This window comes from Variovorax sp. Varisp41 (genome assembly GCF_047325085.1).
In the GTDB taxonomy this organism is placed as follows: domain Bacteria; phylum Pseudomonadota; class Gammaproteobacteria; order Burkholderiales; family Burkholderiaceae_C; genus Variovorax.
In genome coordinates this window covers 4,661,587-4,679,943 of record NZ_CP168540.1, presented here as the reverse complement: position 1 = coordinate 4,679,943, position 18,357 = coordinate 4,661,587, and the positions used below count along the sequence as shown (strand labels likewise).

Here is an 18,357-nt window from a genome sequence, read left to right as displayed (position 1 = left end):
GCGGAGTCAAGGCGGCGGCAGCTGCTTCGGCCACAGCGCCCACAGGCGCAGCGACTGGTTCATGCTGGCCGCGAAGCGCCCGGCATCGGCGCCGGTGCCCGCGAAGTAGTCGGCGCGCACCGCGCCGACGATGGCGCTGCCGGTGTCCTGCGCCACCACCAGCTTCTGCAGCTGCGCGGACGGGCCCGCGGAGGCCAGCCATACCGGGGTGCCGTAGGGGATGCTCTCGCGGTCGACCGCGATCGAGCGGCCCGCGGTCAGCGGCACGCCCTGGGCGCCGCGCGGGCCGAAGGCGGCATCGACCTCGTTCAGGTCCTCCTCGCGGAAGAACACGTAGCGCGGATTGCTCCACAGGAGCTGCGACACGCGCTGCGGGTTCTGCGCCACCCAGGCCTTGGTGTCGTCGGGCCAGCGGCCGACCTTGGTCACGCCCTGCGACATCAGCCACTGCTGCACGCTGCGGTAGGGCTGCTCGTTGGTGCCGGCGAAGGCCATGCGCACCGTGCGCTGCGAGCCGTCGGCCTCGGTCAGGCGCAGCCGGCCCGAGCCCTGGATGTGCAGCATCAGCGCGTCGATGGGGTCGGCCATCCAGGCGATCTCGCGGCCGCGCAGCGCGGCCTGGGCCTCGGGCAGGGTCTCGATCTCCTGGCGCGTGTACCAGGGACGGCGCGGCACGAAGCCCGCGGGCACCTGGTAGAGCGGGATGTTGAACTGCGCGGTCGGCACGCGCGAGGCCTCGTACACCGGCTCGTAGTAGCTGGTGAGCTTGCCCTCGCTCGAGCCGGCGAGCGACTCGACGCGGTAGGGCTGCAGCCGCTGGGTCATCCACTGGCGCTGCTCGTCCAGGCTCGCGATCGCGAGCTGGCGCACCTCGCGGCACAGCGGCGCGAAGGCGGCGTTGGGCCGCGAGCAGTTCGCCACCAGCGCGATCCAGGCCTCGTGCAACGGGTCCTCGCCGAAGCCCGGCAGCTCGGCCCAGCCGACAGGCACCCAGCGGCTCTTGGGATGCGCCATCGATCCGGTGAGGGGGCCGAGGTCGCGCGGCGGCTGCACGACGGGGGGGCGGGTGGGGGTGTCGGGCACGCGCGGCCCGACGGAGCAGCCGGCCAGCGTTGCTACGATCGCGAGCCCAACCAGCCACTGGAGTCCATTTCTCATGGGTTTGATTTTGCTTGAAGCCCTCGCGGCCGGACTCCTGTTCATCGGCATCGTCTGGTGGACCATGTTCTCGGGCCGCAAGAAGGGGGAGCTGCACGAGGAGGACGAGCCCAAGGCGGGGGACGCGAAGGACCAACAAGACCCGCCGCGGCATCCGTGAATTCCTCCTGCAGTCCCGGGTCGACGCGCGCTGTCGGAGAACGGCCCATTGGCTATTACTTTGGTAGCAATCCAGCGAGCAATCACGGGCCCTGTCACGGCTTCCGGTGTTTCAGGACGGCCCCGGAAGCCGTACCATCCCAGCCGCCGCAAGGCTAAGCTGTGCCCGCTTGAACCAACCTCGAAAGGGATCGCCATGAAGAAACTCGTACTCGCCACCACCTCGCTCGCCATCGTTCTCGCGGGCTGCGCGGGCGGCGGCATGTCCGACACGCAGCGCAACACCGCCATCGGCGCGGGCGCTGGCGCCCTGGGCGGCGCCGTCATCGGCTCGGCCACCGGCGGCAACCGCGGGGCGATCGGCACCGGTGCCGTGGTCGGCGCGGCGGCCGGCGCGCTCGGCGGCTACCTGTGGTCGCAGCGCATGGAAGCGCAGAAGCGCCAGATGGAAGCCGCCACCCAAGGCACCGGCGTGGCCGTGACGCAAACCCCCAACAACGAGCTCAAGCTCGCGATCCCGAGCGACGTCTCCTTCGACGTGGGCCGCTCGAACATCAAGCCCAACTTCGCGCCGGTGCTCGACCAGTTCGCCAGCGGCCTGCGCAACAACCCGGCCGCCGAGGTGCGCATCATCGGCCACACCGACAGCACCGGCTCCGACGCCATCAACAACCCGCTGTCGGTCGACCGCGCCGCGAGCACGCGCGACTACCTGGTGGCGCGCGGCGTGAACGCGGCCATCTTCCGCATCGAGGGCCGCGGCTCGCACGAGCCGATCGCCGACAACAACAGCGACGCAGGCCGGGCGCAGAACCGCCGCGTCGAGATCTACGTCGGCGAGCGCGGACCGCGCGGCTGACGACCGGACGGGCGCCCCGGCGGCCGTCCCCCTGCAGGGAAGGCAGGCGCGCCGGACCACCGGCGCCCACATCCACGTCTTGTCCAATGGTTCATCAGAGGGAAATTTCATGAGGAAGCTCGCTGTTTCGAGCGCGGCCGCCGCCGTGCTCCTGTTCATCGCCGGTTGCGCCTCGCAATCGTCCGCGCCACCGGCCGACGCCGCCGCGCCCGCCGCCAAGACCGAAGCCCCGGCCGCCAACAGCTGGACCGCGCGGCTGGCCACGCTGAAGACCGACCTGGAGACCGCCACCAAGGGCACGGGCGTGGTGATCGAGCAGACGGCCGACAACCAGCTGCACCTCGTGATCCCGAACGAGCTGTCGTTCGACACCGGCCGCGCCAACGTGAAGCGCAACCTCGCGCAGGTGCTCGACAAGGTCGCCGACGGCCTGAAGAGCGCCACCGCCGCCAGCGTGCGCGTGATCGGCCACACCGACAACACCGGCAGCGAGGAAGGCAACGAGCGCCTCTCGGTGAGCCGCGCCGACAGCGTGCGCAACCACCTGGTGGGCCGCGGCGTGTCGACCACCGCCATCACCACCGACGGCCGCGGCTCGCGCGAGCCGGTGGCCGACAACGGCACGGTGGCCGGCCGCGCGCAGAACCGCCGCGTCGAATTGTTCGTGGCCGAGAAGGCCTGAGCGCCGGCCCGCCGGACGCATCGCCAGCCCTCCCTTCGCGGAGGGCTTTTTTTCGCGCGGCTCAGAGCCCGCGCAGCTTGTTCGCGAGCTCCACCGCCGACTTCACCTCCATCTTGTCGAACACGCGCGCGCGGTGGACCTCCACCGTGCGCACGCTGATCGCGAGCTGGTCGGCGATCAGCTTGTTGGGCAGCCCCTCGATCACCAGCCGCATCACGTCGCGCTCGCGCTCGGTCAGCTCCGCGATGCGGTCGGACAGCCCGCGGCGCGCGCGCCGCGCCTCGAGCGCGTCCTGCGACAGCAGCAGCGCCTGCTCGATGCGGTCGACCAGCGCGTTGTCCGAGAAGGGCTTCTCGCAGAAGTCGAAGGCACCGCGCTTGACCGCGTCGACCGCGGTCGGCACGTCGGCATGGCCGGTCAGGAAGATCACGGGCAGGGCCGCCAGCAGGCCGCGCTCGACCAGCCGGTCGAACAGCACCAGCCCGCTGGTGCCGGGCATGCGCACGTCGAGCAGCAGGCACAGCGGCTGCTCGGGCAGCGGGCCCTCGGCCAGGCGCTGCTCGAAGGCCTCGGCGCTGCCGTAGTGCTCGCTGGCCAGGCGGCGCGAGCGCAGCAGCCAGGCCAGCGCCTCGCGCACGCTGGCGTCGTCGTCGACGATGAAGATCAGGCCATCGATCAGCGGTTGCATATCGGTCGGGAAGGAAATCGAAGAGGAGTCGGGGGGCGGCGGCCTCAGGCCGCGGCCGGGAGGGTAAACCGGAACACGGTGCCGCGCGGCCGGTTGGGCTCGAACATCAGCGCGCCGCCGTGCTGCTCGACCACGGTGCGGCACAGGCTCAGGCCCAGCCCCATGCCGTCGGCGCGGGTGGTGAAGAAGGGCGTGAACAGGCGCGCGGCGACTTCCTCGCCGATGCCGCTGCCGAGGTCGGCCACCGAGAACTCGAGCCAGCGCCGTGCGTCCTCCGTGCCGCTGCCGCCGACCGCCACCGCGCGCGCCACGCGCAGCCGCAGCACGCGGTTGCCGATGTTGTCGGCCGTGTCCATGGCCTGCATCGCGTTGCGCGCGAGGTTCAGCAGCACCTGCTCGACCAGCGTGCGGTCGCACATCGCGGCCGGCAGCCGGTCCTCGAGCACCACCTCGATGATCACGCCGAGCTTGCGCGCCTGCAGCCGCACCAGCGGCAGCACGGCATCGATCAGCGCCTGCGGCGCCACCGCCTCGCGCGTGCGGTCGCGCCGGCGCACGAAGTCGTGCACGCTGCGGATCACCTGGCCCGCGCGGTCGGCCTGCTCGGCGATGCGGCGCACCGCCATCGCGACCTCGCCCTGTTCGCCGCGCGCGTCGGGACCGAGCATGTTGAGCGAACCGGTGGCGTAGCTGGCGATCGCGGCCAGCGGCTGGGTGAGCTCGTGGCTCAGCAGCGAGGCCATCTCGCCCACGGTGGCCAATCGCGCGCTGGCCTGCAGCCGCTCCTGGCTGGCGCGCGAGAGCTCCTCGATGCGGCGCTGCTCGCTGACGTCGATGAAGGCGCTCATCCAGCCGGTCTGCACGCGCTGCGCGTTGAGCAGCGGCGCCTCGAAGATCAGCACCGGGAAGCGGGTGCCGTCCTTGCGCATGAAGACCGACTCGAAGCCCTCGCGCGGCGGCATGCCGCCGGCCAGCCGGCGCGCCTGGCGCTGCTGGTACTCGTGCGCGAGCTCGGTCGGCCAGTAGGGCGCGTCGTTGGCCTCGCGTGCCATCAGCTCCTCGGCGCTGAAGCCCACCATCTCGCAGAAGGCCGGGTTGACGTAGGTGATGCGGCCCTGCAGGTCGCGCGCGCGCAGGCCGGTGATCACCGAGTCCTCCATCGCCTTGCGGAAGGCCAGCGAGTCGGCGAGGTCGCGCTCGGCGCGCAGGCGCCGCCGTGTGTCGCGCGCCAGCAGCACCAGCACCGACACCAGCGCGATCGAGATCGCCGTGACCAGCGCGGTCAGCACGTTCGGGAACAGGTCGGGCGCGGAGCGCCAGCCGTCCACGCGCAGCATCAGCGCGGCGCCCGGCAGGTCGATCAGCTGCTGCGAAGTGAACACGCGCGTGCCGACGCGGCGCGCGGTGCCGATGGCCACGAGACGCGTGCCGTCGGTCTCGGTGAAGGCCACCTCCTGGCCGCGCGTGAGCGTGGGGCCGACCAGCTCGGCCAGTGTGTCGCGCAGCGAGTAGCTGGCCACCAGGAAGCCGCCGCCGGCGTCCATCGGCACGCACAGCTCCATCACCTCCATGCCGCCACCGCCACCCAGCGGCACGTAGTGGCTCGGCGAGTAGGCCGGCGTGCCGAGCTTGCGCGCGGCGGCGCAGGCCAGCGAGACGTCGGACTGCTCGGCGGTGCGGGTCGCGGGATCGAGCACATGCAGCCGGTAGGGCGTGTCGACCGCGTCGAGCGTGCGCAGCCGCGCGTCGCGCCATTCGAGCCGCAGCCATTCGCGGTGCTCGCGCAGCAGCGCGGCCGCGGCCTCGGGCCAGTGCGAGCGGTCGGGGCCGGGCGCCTGCGTGGCGCGCAGGCTCTGGGCATTGCGCTGCATGCCGCTGCGCAGGTCGGTCACGGCGTCGGCGGTGTCGCGGTCGAGCGCGGCCTGCACCTGCTCGACCTCGTGCTTGCCCGCGAGCCAGACCACGGTGACCAGCAGCGCCAGCACCAGGATCGCGAGCAGCAGCCAGAGGAACCAGCGCTGCCACAGCGAGCGCAGCCGCGCGAGGCCGGTCACGACGCGGCGATAGGGCGGCACCGGCATCGGCGGTGGCGCGAAGCCGGGCTCCGGCGCGCCGGGCACCGCGAGATCGGCCGCATCCACCGCCATCGCGCCCGGCCCTACAGGATGCGGTGCGACAACGCGGGCAGCTGCGTGCGCGCGCGCTCGACCTGCGCGGTGTCGATGTCGAACAGCACCACGCCCTCCTCGCTCGCCTGCTGCGCGACCACCGTGCCCCAGGGATCGACGATCAGCGACTGGCCCCAGGTGCGGCGGCCGTTCTCGTGCGTGCCGCCCTGCGCGGGCGCGACCACCCAGGCCAGGTTCTCGATGGCGCGCGCGCGCAGCAGCACCTCCCAGTGCGTGGCGCCCGTGGTGTGGGTGAAGGCGCTGGGTACCAGCAGCAGGTCGGCGCCCTGGCGCGAGAGCGCGCGGTAGAGCTCGGGAAAGCGCAGGTCGTAGCACACGCTCAGGCCGATGCGCCAGGCATGGCCATCGCGCGAGGGCAGCTCGAACAGCACCGGCTCGGCACCCGGCGCGATCACGCGGCGCTCGTCGAAGCGCTCGCGGCCGTTGTCGAAGAAGAACAGGTGGATCTTGTCGTAGCGCGCCACGCACTTGCCCTCGGGCGAGAAGGCCAGCGAGCTGTTGAAGACGTGGTCGGCATCGGTGCTCTCGATCGGCAGCGTGCCGCCGACGATCCACAGGCCGAACTCGCGCGCCGCGTCGGCCAGGAAGCCCTGCACCGTGCCCGCGCCGGCGGTCTCGCGCAAGGCCAGCTTGTCGGTGTCGCGCGCGCCCATCATGCAGAAGTACTCGGGCAGCACCGCGAGCTCGGCGCCCTCGGCGGCGGCGCGCGCGAGCAGGTCGTGCGCGCGTGCGAGGTTGGCTTCGCGGGCGATGGCCGACACCATCTGGATCGCTGCGACTCTCATTGCGTGGTCTCCGGTCTCTTGCTCTCGCCCGCGGCCGGCAGCCCCGGGATGCCCGGCAGGCTGGGGATGGCCGGCAGGTGCGGCAGATTGTTGGAAATATTGGGCAGCAGCGGGCGCGCCACCTTCGCTATTTTGGGGTCGGCCCAGGTGCCCTCGATCTGGAACTCCTGGGTGGCCGCGCTCGACAGCGGCTTGCTCAGCACCCACTGCGCGAGGAAGGTGCCGAGGCCGATGGCCGGATTGATCGCGGTCGCCACCAGCGCGGCGGTGCCGGCGTTGATCTCGGGCACCACCACCACGCGCAGGTTCTGCGTCTCGTGGACGATGTCGGCCGAGCCGTCCATCAGCGCGGCGGCATTCACGCCCTTCATCTGCAGGTTGTTGGTGCTCGCGGTGCCGTTCGCGATCTTGGCGTCGCCGCGGATGAAGTCGAAGGCGAAGCCCTGGCTGAACACGTCGCGGAAGTCGAGCGTGAGCCGGCGCGGCAGCGCCTGCAGGCTCAGCACGCCGAGCAGCTTGGCCAGGCCCGGGTCGGCCTTGAGGAACTGGCCCGACTCGACGTTCACGCCGAGCTGGCCGCCCAGGCTCGGGTAGTCGATGGAGAACGGCGAGCCGCGCCAGTCGACGTTGCCCTCGAGCCGGCCGCTGCCGCGGCGCAGCACGCCGGGCATGCCGAAGCGCCCGAGCAGGATGCCGGCATCGTTGATGTCGAGGCGGAAGGTCATGGCGGTGCGGCGCTGCTCGGCGCGGCCGCCGCCGCCCGAGCCCGGGATCGCGGCCCAGGTGCCCTTGGCCACGAAGTTGGCCTCGGGCATGGTGAAGCTCAGCCGGTTGAGCAGCCATTCGCGGCCCACGCCGCCGCGGTTGACCGCGTCGATCTCGGCGCGGCCCAGGCGCTTGCCGAGCAGCTCGAAGTCGTCGACCACGATGTCGAGCGCGGGCAGGGTGCCGGGCTGCTCGTCGAGCAGGGCCTCGACCTGGGGCGCCTCGCTCGGCGCGATCTTCAGCCGCGCCAGCCGCGCATAGAGCCGGCCGGCCTGGGTGTGGCGGTACTCGGCATAGCCGCTGAGCTCGGTGGCGTCGATGTTGGCGCGCCACAGCGCGCCGTCGCGCGTGCCGCCGAGCACCACCTCGTGCAGGGTGCGGCCCGCCACGCTGAGCTGCTGCGCGCGCACCGCGATGCGCGTGGGCAGGTAGGGCGAGGCCTCGTCGCCGGCCGCGGCCTGCACCTCGGCATTGCTCGCGCCGGTGGCCTCGCCGAAGGCCGCCTGCCAGGCCACCATGTCGAGCCGCGCGAGGTTGATGTTGGCGAGCACGCCGCGCTCGGGCACGCTCGCGGTCTCGCCGGCCGCGAGGCCGACCGCGATGGCGCCGCGCAGCACGCGCGGCTCGCTGCCCGAGATGTCGCGCACGTACTGCACCGAGCCGACGCGGCCGATCTCCAGGCCGATCTGGTCCTGCGTGGCGACGCTGGCCGCGGCCGCGCTGCCCGCCGTGCCGGCGCGCGCCTCGCGCTGCACGATCTTCTTCTCGATGCGCAGCGGCATCTGCTCCTCGGCGCTCTTGGCGAGCGGCGCCGGCAGCTGCAGCGCCAGGCCCTGCAGGCTGCTGGCCACCGAGAACTCGGAGACGCCCTCGCGCATCGAGAAGCTCGCGCTGTAGGGCGCGCCGCCGGTGGCCTTCTTCGCCAGCCGCGCGAGCCAGTCGACCTCGCGCGCGGCGCGCATGCCCTCGGCGCTGACGCTGCCCTGCGCGCGGATGGCGAGCTCGTGGCTCGCGGCCGGACCGGTGTAGCGGCCGCGGCCGTCGATGCGCACGTCGCCGCCGAGCAGCCGGGCCTGCACGCCGGCCAGCGCGAAGCCGGTCTCGGTGAAGTTCAGCGTGCCCTTGGCCTGGGTCAGCAGCGGCGCCTCGGGCACCGGCTGCACCTCGTTGTTGTCGCCGAAGGCCACGCTGGCCTGCACCTTCGCCTTGTCCATGGCCTCGAGCGGCAACTCGAGGTGCAGCTTGTAGTCGGCCACGCCGTTGGCGCGCACGCCGCGCAGGAACTCGCCGGCATCGCCGGCCAGCGGCGCGCCCACGCGCAGCAGCTCGCCCAGCGGCCCGCGCGCCTGCGCGTCGACCTTGAGCAGCGCGGCGTGGTGCGACATGTCGGGGATCTGGGCCTCGGCCTTCGACACCTCGATGGCGGTGGCGCCCGCGAGCCGGCCGCGCGCGTTGCGCACCTGCATGCCGGCGCGCTCGAAGATCAGCTCGCCCGACAGGCCGGTGATCGCGGGCCACTGGGCCACGCCGGGCGCGGCGGGCGAGGCGACGGTCGGCGGATTGGGCGCGGCGGCGACGCGGGAGGCCGCGGTGCCGCGTGCGGGCGCCGGCGCGGCGGGAACGGGCGTGGCCGCGGGCACGTGCGGCGGCGCGTAGGCGTAGTGCACATCCTGCACCTTGGCCGCGATGCGGAACTCGCCGAGCCGCGGGTCCATGAAGGGCATGTCGTGCAGGTCGCCGCGCACGCGGAAGTCGACGCTGCTCGCGACGCCCTTGGTGACCGCGTCGCGCACGTAGTCGCGCGTGTGCTGCGGGATGTCGAGCGGCAGGTAGCGGTAGACCCGCGTGCCGTCGGCCCGGGTCAGCTTGCCGCGCAGGTCGAGCACGCCGGGAAAGCGCGCCTTGCTGCTCGAGGTGGCCGGGTCGCTGGTGCGCCAGCTGGCCTCGGCATCGCCCTCGGCATCGACGTTGGCGAAGCGCAGCTTCGATACCTGCAGCTGCGTGTTGCCGTTGTCGATCTTCCACTGCAGCTGGGCCGAGAGCCGGTCGACCGGGATCGCGGGCTCCTCGAACACGCCGGGGAATTCGAGCCCGCCCTGCGCGATCGCGAGCGTGGCGCTGCCGCCCGTGTGGCTGGCGTCGAAGTCGAGCGTGGCACCGCTGAGGCCCGGGGTGCCGGGGTGCACGCGCGGCGGGGCGGCCGCGGTCGCGCTGCTCGCCGAGGATGCCGGAGCGGGCGGCTTGGCCGCGGGCGTGGCGGGCGCGGCAGCGGGGGTCTCGGCCGGCGCCGCACCTGGCTGCGAGGCGATGCGCAGCCCGCTGATCCGGCCCTTGGCCTGGTAGCGGTCGGGCGCGCCCAGCGAGCCCTGCCAGTTCAGGTCGATGCGCTCGACCAGCCCGCGCGGGCCGTAGGCATCGAGCACGCGGTGGGTGGCGTCTCCGAGCGGCAGCCGGTCGGCGATGAGCGCCAGCGCCGCAAGGTCGAGGCGGTCGGCGCGCAAGGCGCCGTGCTCGGGCGTGCGGCCCTTGGCGGGCGTGTGCTGCAGCCAGAGGTTGCCGCCGGGCCAGCGCAGGCCGTCGGCGGTGTCGAACTGCAGCGCGGTGGTCGAGAACTCCATCGTGTCGACCGTGAGCCGGCCCGCGAGCCGGCCCGTGACCGCGCGCAGCACCAGCGGCTGCAGTCCCTGGCCGAGCGAGGCATCGACGCGGTCGAGCCCGAGGTCGGCGGCCGCGCCCACGATCTGGCCGTCGTCCACGTCGGCCCACAGCCGCAGCGCGCCGTTGCCCTCGCGGATGCGCGCGTCGATCGACACATAGCGCCCGAGCCGGGTCACGTCGATGTAGGGCAGGTCGGCGTAGATCTGGCCGTCCCAGGTCTGCCAGCGGCCGGTGCGCACCGACAGCAGCGGCTGGCGGAACTCGCCGCGCAGCGTGAACCGATCGCCCCAGCCGGCCGGCGGCGTGGCATCGAGCCGCAGGCCATGGCGGCGGCCGCCGTTGCGCGCCACGAAGCGCACGTCGGTCAGCATCAGCGGCTCGGCCTGGCGCTGCTCGTCGGTCCAGCGCACCGTGCCGCCTTCGATCACCAGTTCGCGCTGCGCGAAAAACCAGTCGGCGGCGCGGGTTTCTCCGGTCGTATCGGTCGACATGTGCAGGCCCGCGACATGGAGTTTTCCCTGAGTGTCGCGGCGCACGTCGAGCGCCGGGCCCTCGATGTAGAGCTGCTCGAAATTGAAGCGCCACAGCGAGCGCGGAGAGACGCTGGCCACCACGCGCACGAGGCGCAGCGCCTCGCGCTGCTGCGCGTCCTGCAGCACCACGTCGCGCAGCTCGAAGGCGGGGAACAGGCTGCCCGAGCGGGCCGTGATCGAACCGATGCGCACCGGCACCCCGATCGCCTTGCTGGCCTGCGCCTCCAGCGCACCACGGTAATCGCCGATTCGCGGCACAATCCACGCGTGCAGGACCACGACTGCCAGGGCCAGGAGAAGCCACGCAGCCACGAGAAGACCCAGGAGCCAGCGCGCCGTCACAGCGGTGATCTTGAGCAGACGTGAAGGGGAAGACACCGTGTCGTTCATTGAGGATCGCGCTGTGCCGGGAATTATGACCGCCACCATCGGGACGGGTTCCGCCGCAACCAGCACCAGTTTGAATCAGTTGTCAGCTACAGCATCGACGAACCCCGACGCGGACAAGCCCGCCTTGTCCTCCTATTCGCGCTTCGTGCAGCGCCTGCGCCGCCGCTATGCGGGCGAACTCGCGCTGCTGCCCGAGGGCGAACCGCGCCGCGCATCGATGACGCAGGCCTACGAGGCACTGCGCGCGCGCGGCGACGGCGTGGGCGATGCCCTGCGCATCGTGCGGCAGCTGGTGATGGAACGCCTTGTCACACTCGACTGCGACCGCCAGGCGCCGCTGGCCGTGGTGACCACCGCGGTCACCGAGCTCGCCGAGTTCGCGCTCGACACCGCCTGCCGCGAGGCCTGCGCCGAGCTCGACGCCGCGCATGGCGCGCCGCAGGGCGCCGACGGCCAGCGCTCGCAGCTGTGGATCGTGGGCATGGGCAAGCTCGGCGCGCGCGAGCTCAACGTGTCGAGCGACATCGACCTCATCTACCTCTACGACCAGGACGGCGACACCGCCGGCGACCCCCAGGGCCGCGGCAAGCTCGCGAACCAGGAGTACTTCGCGCGCGCCGTGAAGCGCATCTACGCACTGGTGGGCGACACCACCGAGCACGGCTTCGTGTTCCGCGTCGACCTGGCGCTGCGGCCCAACGGCAACTCGGGGCCGCCCGTGGTCTCGCTCGATGCGCTGGAGGAGTATTTCCAGGTGCAGGGCCGCGAATGGGAGCGCTTCGCCTGGATGAAGAGCCGCGTGGTCGCGCCCACCGAGGTGGTCGCGCAAGGCCAGGCCCAGGGCCTGCGCGGCGCGGTGCTGCCCTTCGTGTTCCGCCGCTACCTCGACTACAGCGTGTTCGATTCGCTGCGCGTGCTGCACCGCCAGATCCGCGAGCAGTCGGCGCGCCGCAGCGCGGGCCGGCCCGAGCGCGCGAACGACGTCAAGCTGTCGCGCGGCGGCATCCGCGAGATCGAATTCACCGTGCAGCTGCTGCAGGTGGTGCGCGGCGGCCAGTTCCCCGAGCTGCGCACCCGGCCCACGCTCGATGCGCTGCAGCGGCTCGCGCGCGCCGGCCTGATGCCGCAGGAAACCGCCGACACGCTGGCCGCGGCCTACGAGTTCCTGCGCCGGGTCGAGCACCGCATCCAGTACCTCGACGACCAGCAGACCCATGCGCTGCCCGTGGCCGACGAGGACCTGCGCTGGATCGCGCAGACCCTCGGCTATGCCGACTGCTGCCCGTTCCTGGCCCAGCTCGACGCCCACCGCGAGTTCGTCGCGCAGGAGTTCGACAAGCTGCTGGGCGGCGACAAGCCCTGCAACGGCAAGTGCAACGGCGCGCGCAAGGCGGCCGCGCCGGCCGAGCTCTCGGACCTGCTCGACGAGCTGCCGCCGGCCTTCGCCGAACGCATCAAGGACTGGTGCGAAACGCCGCGCATGATGGCGCTGCGCGATGAAACGCGCGCGCGGCTGCGTCAGCTGGTGCAGCGCACCGGCCAGTGGCTGCGCGAACCCGACGGCGACGACCAGGGCCAGACCGCGCACCATGTCGATGCCGCGCTGCGCTGGGCCGACTGGATCGAGCCGCTGCTGCGCCGCGAGAGCTACCTCGCGCTGCTGGTCGAGCGGCCCGCGGTGCAGGAACGCCTGCTGCGGCTGCTGGGCTCGGCGCGCTGGCCGGCGCGCTACCTGATGCAGCACCCGGGCGTGATCGACGAGCTGGCCAGCGATGAGATGCTGTCGGGCCGCTTCGTGGCCGCCGAGTTCGAGCGCGAGCTCGAGGCGCGCCATGCCTCGCTGAGCCGCACCGGCGAGGCCGACGAGGAGCGCCTCTTGAACCTGCTGCGCCACGCGCACCATGCCGAGGTGTTCCGCACCCTGGCGCGCGACGTGGACGGCCGCATCAGCGTCGAGCAGGTGGCCGACGACCTGAGTGCGCTGGCCGACACCACCTTGCGCGTGACCGCCCGCTGGTGCTGGCCGCATGTGCGCAACCGGCACCGCGAGGTGGCGCAGTTCGCGATCATCGGCTACGGCAAGCTGGGCGGCAAAGAGCTCGGCTACGGCAGCGACCTCGACATCGTGTTCGTCTACGACGACGACGACGAGCGCGCCGGCGAGGTCTACGCGGCCTACGTGCGCAAGCTCATCAACTGGCTCACGGTGAAGACGCGCGAGGGCGACCTGTTCGAGATCGACACCGCGCTGCGGCCCAACGGCAACTCGGGCCTCTTGACCACCAGCTTCGAGGCCTACGAGAAGTACCAGCTCGGCCGCGGCAGCAACACCGCCTGGACCTGGGAACACCAGGCCATGACGCGCGCGCGCTTCGTGCTCGGCAGCGAGGACCATGGCGCCGAACTTGGCGCGCGCTTCGACCAGGTGCGCGAGGCCGTGCTGGTGGCGCCGCGCGACCGCGAGGCGCTGAAGGCCGAGATCATCGCGATGCGCGACAAGCTGCGCGGCGCGCGGCCCGTGAAGGCCGACCGTTTCGACGTCAAGCACAGCCCTGGCGGCATGGTCGATGCCGAGTTCGCGGTGCAGTTCCTGGTGCTGTCGGCCTCGGGCGAGCATCCCGAACTGATCCCCAACCTCGGCAACATCGCGCTGCTGATCCGCGCCGAAGACGCCGGCCTGCTGCCTCCGGGCGTGGGCCGCAACGCGGCCGCGGCCTACCGCGAGCTGCGGCGCGTGCAGCACCGCGCACGCCTCAACGAAGAACCCACGCAGGTGACGCCGCCCGCGCTGGCCACGCAGCGCGAGGCGATGCTGGCGCTGTGGAGGGCCGTGTTTGGTTGAGGCGCGCGGCGCCCGCCGACCCAGCGCGGCCGGCGCCGCCTGTGCGGTGGCTGTCGCCATCGTGCTCGCGGGCTGCGCGAGCGGCCCGCGCGGCGGCGGTGGCCGCGACGGTCCGGGTACCAGCCCGCCGTCCAACCTCGAACGCGTGCCCGACGCCGAGCCCCGCATCGAGCCCATCCGCGGCAGCGGCGGCACCAGCAAGCCCTACACCGTGCTCGGCCGCGGCTACACGCCGATCACCGACGACCGGCCATTCCGCGAATCGGGCCTGGCCTCCTGGTACGGACGCAAGTTCCACGCGGGCTCGACGGCCAGCGGCGAGCCCTACGACATGTACGCGATGACGGCGGCCCACAAGACGCTGCCGCTGCCGAGCTACGTGCGCGTGCGCAACCCGGCCAACGGCCGCGAGGCGATCGTGCGCGTGAACGACCGCGGGCCCTTCGTCGACGGCCGCGTCATCGACCTGAGCTACACGGCCGCGCTCAAGCTCGACCTGCTGCGCGGCGTGGCGCCGGTGGAGATCGAGCGCATCACGAACGAGGACATCCGCACCGGCGCGTGGCGGCGCGGGTCGGACACGATGCTGGCGGCGGCCCCCGTGCCCCCACCCGTGCCCGCGGCGCCGGTCTACGTACCGCCACCGCCGATGCCCGCGCGCGCGGCCGCCGCGCCGGTGGCCGTGCCCTCGGCCTGGGTCTCGACGGTGGGCACCAGCGCGCCCGAAGCCTCGCCGATGCCGGTGGCGCCGCCCGCCGCGGCCGCGCCCGCCCCCGGCGTCGACGACGAGGTCGAGCCGCCGGGGCCGCGCCCGCCGATGGTGGTGAACACCTTGCCGCCACTGGCACCGGCCGCGTCCGCGCCGCCGCCGAGCGGGCCGACGCCCGCGGCGGTGGCTGCCGCCGCCGCGGCTTCGCTGGCCGGGCCCGACACGCCCTCGGCCGGCTTCTGGGTCCAGCTCGGTGCCTTCCGCGAACGCGGCGGCGCCGAGACCCTGCGCGCCCAGGCCGCGCGCGGCCTGCCCTCGCTCGCGCCGCAGCTGCGCGTGTTCAGCGAAGCCGGCACGCACCGGCTGCAGGCCGGTCCCTTCGCCTCGCGTGGCGAGGCCGGCGAGGCGGTGTCGCAGGTGCGCGAGAGCCTGCGCATCTCGCCGATGGTGGTCGAGCGGCGCTAAGGAGCGCCCGCCGCTGCACTTATTCGAGCGGCTTGACTGGCACGGGCACGTGCATTGCGACATTCATGCGGTTCCACGAATTGATCTGCGCCACCGCGACCGTGAGCTCGGCGATCTCGAGGTCGCTGAAGGCGGCCTTCAGCGCCTCGTACTCGGCATCGCGCGCATCGTGGCGATCGGCCATGCGTGTGAGCGATTCGGCCCAGGCCAGCGCGGCGCGTTCGCGCGCGTCGTAGAAGCTCATCTCGCGCCAGGTCGGGAGGCTGTTGATGCGCTGCCAGCCCTCGCCTTCCTTGCGCAGGTCGCGCACGTGCATGTCGAGGCAGTAGGCGCAGCCGTTGATCTGCGAGACGCGGGCGAACACGAGGTCGACCAGCTTCTTCTCGAGCGTGGTGTTGGCGATGGCGGTATTGACCGACAGCAGGGCCTCGAAGGCCTTGGGCACGGTCTTGAACCAGTTGAGGCGGGGAGTGGTGTTCATGGCGATGTTCTCCAGTGGTTGACGATGAAATCGGGATACACACTGAAGACGCGCCGGCCCGCCGGCCTGTGACACGAAGTCCGAAAAAAATCAGCGCGCGAAGGCCGCGGCGATGCGTGCGAGCTTGTCGGGGTTGCGCTGCGCGCGCACGCGGGAGATGCGGTCGCCGTCGAACTCGAAGGTCTGGGCCGACTCGAGCACGCCGCCGATGAAGCGCAACAGGCCCGGCTCGCCGTTGATGTCGACCAGCTCGGTGCGCACGCTGCGTTCCGGCTCGCCGCCCGCGTGGCGCCGCTGCACGGCGAAATAGAGCTGCGCGATGCGGCGCGCGCCGACCAGCCCGTGCGTGAAGGTCTGGACCTTGCCGCCGCCGTCGCCGACCAGTTCGGCTTCCTCGGTGAAGAAGGCCTCGAGCTCGCGCACGCTGCCCTTGGCCGAGGCCTCGGCGAAGCTGCGCAGCAGCCGCATCTGGGTCTCGCGCGAGACGCGGTAGCGCGGCCGCCCTTCCTGCACCTGGGTCTTGGCGCGGTGCACGAGCTGGCGGCAGGCGGCCTCGCTCTTGCCGAGCATGCGCGAGATCTCGTCGTAGTCGGTGTCGAACACCTCGCGCAACAGGAAGGCCGCGCGCGCCTCGGGCGCCAGCCGCTCGAGCACGGCCAGGAAGGCCACCGAGACGTCGTCGGCGCGCTCGAGCATCTGCTCGGGCGTGACCGGCGACTCGGTGAGCATGGGCTCGGGCATCCAGTGGCCGCTGTAGTGCTCGCGCTGCACCTTGGCCGCGCGCAGCCGGTCGATGGAAAGCCGGGTCACGACCGTGACCAGCCAGGCCTCGGTGCTGTCGAGCGCCTCGGTGGCGGTTTCGTGCCAGCGCAGCCAGGCGTCCTGCACGACCTCCTCGGCCTCGGCCACGGAACCGAGCATGCGGTAGGCGATGCCCTGCAGGCGCGGGCGGTGGCGATCGAAGGCGAGGGTGGCGGCGTCCATGAGGCCAAGACGGCTGGCGTTGCCGGTTTGTGACAGGGGCGTCCCAAAAAAAACGCCCCGGCGTGCGGGGCGATTTTCTGCGGTCCTGGCTTTACGCGCCCTGGTATTCGGGCTTGGGGCCGAGGCTGGCCGCCAGTTCCTTGCGGTAGCGGTTCAGTTCCTGGACCGTCTTGAAGCTGCGGTTCATCAGCAGGCTCAGGTTGTGCAGGATGCGCTCGCCGACCTTGGTTTCCCAGACGGCGTCGAACTTGATCTGCTTGTCGAGCCAGTGCTCGAGCCAGTCCGGATCGGGCATGCGGCTCTGGATGGTGTCGTTCGGGAACAGCGCCTTGTTCACGTGCAGGTTGGTCGGGTGCAGCGCCTGGGCGGTGCGCCGGGCGCTCGCCATCAGCACGCCGACCTTGGTGAAGGCCGAGCGGGCCTCGTCGCCGAACTTCTCGAGCGCGCGCTTCATGTAACGCAGGTAGGCGCCGCCATGGCGGGCCTCGTCCTGGCTCAGCGTGGTGTAGATGTGCTTGATGACCGGCTCGGTGTGCCACTGGGCGGCACGGCGGTACCAGTGGTTGAGGCGGATCTCGCCGCAGAAGTGCAGCATCAGGGTTTCGAGCGGGGGCGCCGGGTCGAAGTCGAAGCGCACCTCGTGCAGCTCGGCCTCGGTGGGCGCATGCTGGGGACTGAAGCGCTTCAGGTACTCCATGAGCACCAGCGAGTGCTTCTGCTCCTCGAAGAACCAGATCGACATGAAAGCGGAAAAATCGCTATCGTGGCGGTTGTCGCGCAGGAACATCTCGGTGGCCGGCAGCGCCGCCCACTCCGTGATGGCGTTCATCTTGATGGTTTGCGCCTGCTCTTCGGACAGCAGCGAAGCGTCGAACGACTGCCACGGGATGTCCTTGTCCATGTCCCAGCGGACGGATTCGAGTTGTCTGAAGAGTTCCGGATAGAGCATCTATATCTTTCTAAGGCCGCCGATTTTAAACGGCACGTTTGGCGCGTCCATGACAAGCGCGCGATGATGCGGATACGTGCGCCGTCGCGGCACGGATGCGCCCCCCCTTTGTGAACCAGGAGCCCGCCATGCGAACCCCCACCCCATTGTCGGTCCCGATGCTCCGTACGTCGGCAATGGCCCTGATGGCCGGCCTGTTGACCGCGGCAACGGCCCTCGCCCAGCAACCCGCGGCACCGGCGCCGGCCGCCGCGCCCCAGGCGGCGGGCTGTCCCGCCATACTGCAACACACCTTCCCGCGGCTGCAGGACGAAAAACCACAGTCGCTGTGCCAGTACTCGGGCAAGGTGGTGCTGGTGGTCAACACGGCCAGCTTCTGCGGCTTCACCCCGCAGTACAAGGGACTGGAGGCACTCGACGCCAAGTACCGCGCGCGCGGGCTGGTGGTGCTGGGCTTCCCGTCGAACGATTTTGCCCAGGAATCGGCCTCGAACAAGGAGATCGCCGACTTCTGCGAAAGCACTTTCGGCGTGAAATTCCCGATGTTCGGCAAGTCCTCGGTGCGCGGCTCGGACGCCAATCCGCTGTTCAAGCAACTGGCCCAGGCCTCGGGCACCACGCCCAAATGGAACTTCTACAAGTACCTGATCGGCCGCGACGGCAAGGTCGTGCAGGCCTGGTCGAGCATGACGGCGCCCGACGAGAACGCCTTCATCGCGATCATCGAGAAGCAGTTGGCGGCCAATCCGGGCTGATGCCGGCGAGTTCGCACCAGCGATGTAAATAGAAACTGATCAGTTCACACCGAGACGTATCGGTAATATTATTTACCGATGCGTCAATCAGATTGTGAACCGATCGTCACAAACGCTTACCACTGCGGTGGGAACCGTGCGGCGAGGTCCTCGCTCATAACTCGCGTGGGCAGTGAATGCCCCACGGTTTTCATGTTGCGAGGTCTTCCGGGCGCCTGCCGTCCGGTCGAAATCCCGAGGCGATTCTTCTCCTCCTCCCTCCCTCCCTCCTTCGCGTCGGGGCGCCTCGCAGCATTTTTGTCTTCC

General features: G+C 71.5%; 14 protein-coding genes. 6 read left to right on the top strand and 8 right to left on the bottom strand.

Annotation, left to right across the window (positions count from 1 at the left end; all coding sequences use genetic code 11):
* Positions 1–6 precede the first annotated feature (6 nt).
* Positions 7–1,158 (bottom strand): murein transglycosylase A, encoded by a 1,152-nt coding sequence (locus ACEN9J_RS21610; RefSeq protein ID WP_261208972.1) that lies wholly within the window; start codon positions 1,156–1,158, stop codon positions 7–9.
* Between ACEN9J_RS21610 and ACEN9J_RS21605 the strand changes: the two genes are divergently transcribed.
* The 3 genes from ACEN9J_RS21605 to ACEN9J_RS21595 all read left to right on the top strand — a co-directional run bounded on the left by ACEN9J_RS21605 (position 1,157) and on the right by ACEN9J_RS21595 (position 2,858).
* Entirely contained in the window at positions 1,157–1,318 is a 162-nt protein-coding gene (locus tag ACEN9J_RS21605) for a hypothetical protein (protein ID WP_413762016.1), read from the top strand. The two genes, ACEN9J_RS21610 and ACEN9J_RS21605, sit on opposite strands and share 2 nt — an antisense overlap.
* 195 nt (positions 1,319–1,513) lie before the next feature.
* Positions 1,514–2,176 (top strand): OmpA family protein, encoded by a 663-nt coding sequence (locus ACEN9J_RS21600; protein WP_057597447.1) that lies wholly within the window; start codon positions 1,514–1,516, stop codon positions 2,174–2,176.
* 109 nt (positions 2,177–2,285) lie between these two features.
* Positions 2,286–2,858 (top strand): OmpA family protein, encoded by a 573-nt coding sequence (locus ACEN9J_RS21595; RefSeq protein WP_057597446.1) that lies wholly within the window; start codon positions 2,286–2,288, stop codon positions 2,856–2,858.
* A 61-nt stretch (positions 2,859–2,919) separates the two neighbouring features.
* On the opposite strand, the gene ACEN9J_RS21590 is transcribed toward ACEN9J_RS21595, so the two are convergent.
* From ACEN9J_RS21590 to ACEN9J_RS21575, 4 genes are all read right to left on the bottom strand, one after another.
* Positions 2,920–3,546, bottom strand: a complete 627-nt coding sequence (locus ACEN9J_RS21590) for a response regulator transcription factor (RefSeq protein WP_057597445.1) — start codon at positions 3,544–3,546, stop codon at positions 2,920–2,922.
* A 44-nt stretch (positions 3,547–3,590) separates the two neighbouring features.
* On the bottom strand, positions 3,591–5,627 hold the full coding sequence (locus tag ACEN9J_RS21585; RefSeq protein WP_057597448.1) for a two-component system sensor histidine kinase NtrB: 2,037 nt from the start codon (positions 5,625–5,627) through the stop codon (positions 3,591–3,593).
* Positions 5,628–5,704: 77 nt separating this feature from the next.
* Positions 5,705–6,520 (bottom strand): carbon-nitrogen hydrolase family protein, encoded by an 816-nt coding sequence (locus ACEN9J_RS21580; RefSeq protein WP_413762015.1) that lies wholly within the window; start codon positions 6,518–6,520, stop codon positions 5,705–5,707.
* On the bottom strand, positions 6,517–10,866 hold the full coding sequence (locus tag ACEN9J_RS21575; RefSeq protein ID WP_413762014.1) for a YhdP family protein: 4,350 nt from the start codon (positions 10,864–10,866) through the stop codon (positions 6,517–6,519). The genes ACEN9J_RS21580 and ACEN9J_RS21575 overlap by 4 nt, the downstream gene beginning before the upstream one ends.
* A gap of 25 nt (positions 10,867–10,891) precedes the next feature.
* On the opposite strand from ACEN9J_RS21575, the gene glnE reads away from it, so the two are divergent.
* Both glnE and ACEN9J_RS21565 read left to right on the top strand, forming a co-directional pair.
* Positions 10,892–13,708, top strand: a complete 2,817-nt coding sequence (gene glnE, locus ACEN9J_RS21570) for a bifunctional [glutamate--ammonia ligase]-adenylyl-L-tyrosine phosphorylase/[glutamate--ammonia-ligase] adenylyltransferase (RefSeq protein WP_413764589.1) — start codon at positions 10,892–10,894, stop codon at positions 13,706–13,708.
* 46 nt (positions 13,709–13,754) lie between these two features.
* On the top strand, positions 13,755–14,882 hold the full coding sequence (locus ACEN9J_RS21565; protein WP_413762013.1) for a septal ring lytic transglycosylase RlpA family protein: 1,128 nt from the start codon (positions 13,755–13,757) through the stop codon (positions 14,880–14,882).
* 19 nt (positions 14,883–14,901) lie between these two features.
* On the opposite strand, the gene ACEN9J_RS21560 is transcribed toward ACEN9J_RS21565, so the two are convergent.
* The 3 genes from ACEN9J_RS21560 to ACEN9J_RS21550 form a co-directional block, all read right to left on the bottom strand.
* The gene (locus tag ACEN9J_RS21560; protein WP_296734841.1) at positions 14,902–15,363 is read right to left on the bottom strand and encodes a carboxymuconolactone decarboxylase family protein; all 462 of its coding nucleotides are present in this window, start codon (positions 15,361–15,363) and stop codon (positions 14,902–14,904) included.
* Positions 15,364–15,453: 90 nt separating this feature from the next.
* Positions 15,454–16,347 (bottom strand): RNA polymerase sigma-70 factor, encoded by an 894-nt coding sequence (locus ACEN9J_RS21555; RefSeq protein ID WP_413762012.1) that lies wholly within the window; start codon positions 16,345–16,347, stop codon positions 15,454–15,456.
* A gap of 91 nt (positions 16,348–16,438) precedes the next feature.
* A complete protein-coding gene (locus ACEN9J_RS21550) occupies positions 16,439–17,296 on the bottom strand; it encodes a hypothetical protein (protein WP_057597796.1) in 858 nt (285 codons plus the stop codon).
* A gap of 128 nt (positions 17,297–17,424) precedes the next feature.
* On the opposite strand from ACEN9J_RS21550, the gene ACEN9J_RS21545 reads away from it, so the two are divergent.
* A complete protein-coding gene (locus ACEN9J_RS21545; RefSeq protein ID WP_409976496.1) occupies positions 17,425–18,051 on the top strand; it encodes a glutathione peroxidase in 627 nt (208 codons plus the stop codon).
* Positions 18,052–18,357 lie beyond the last annotated feature (306 nt).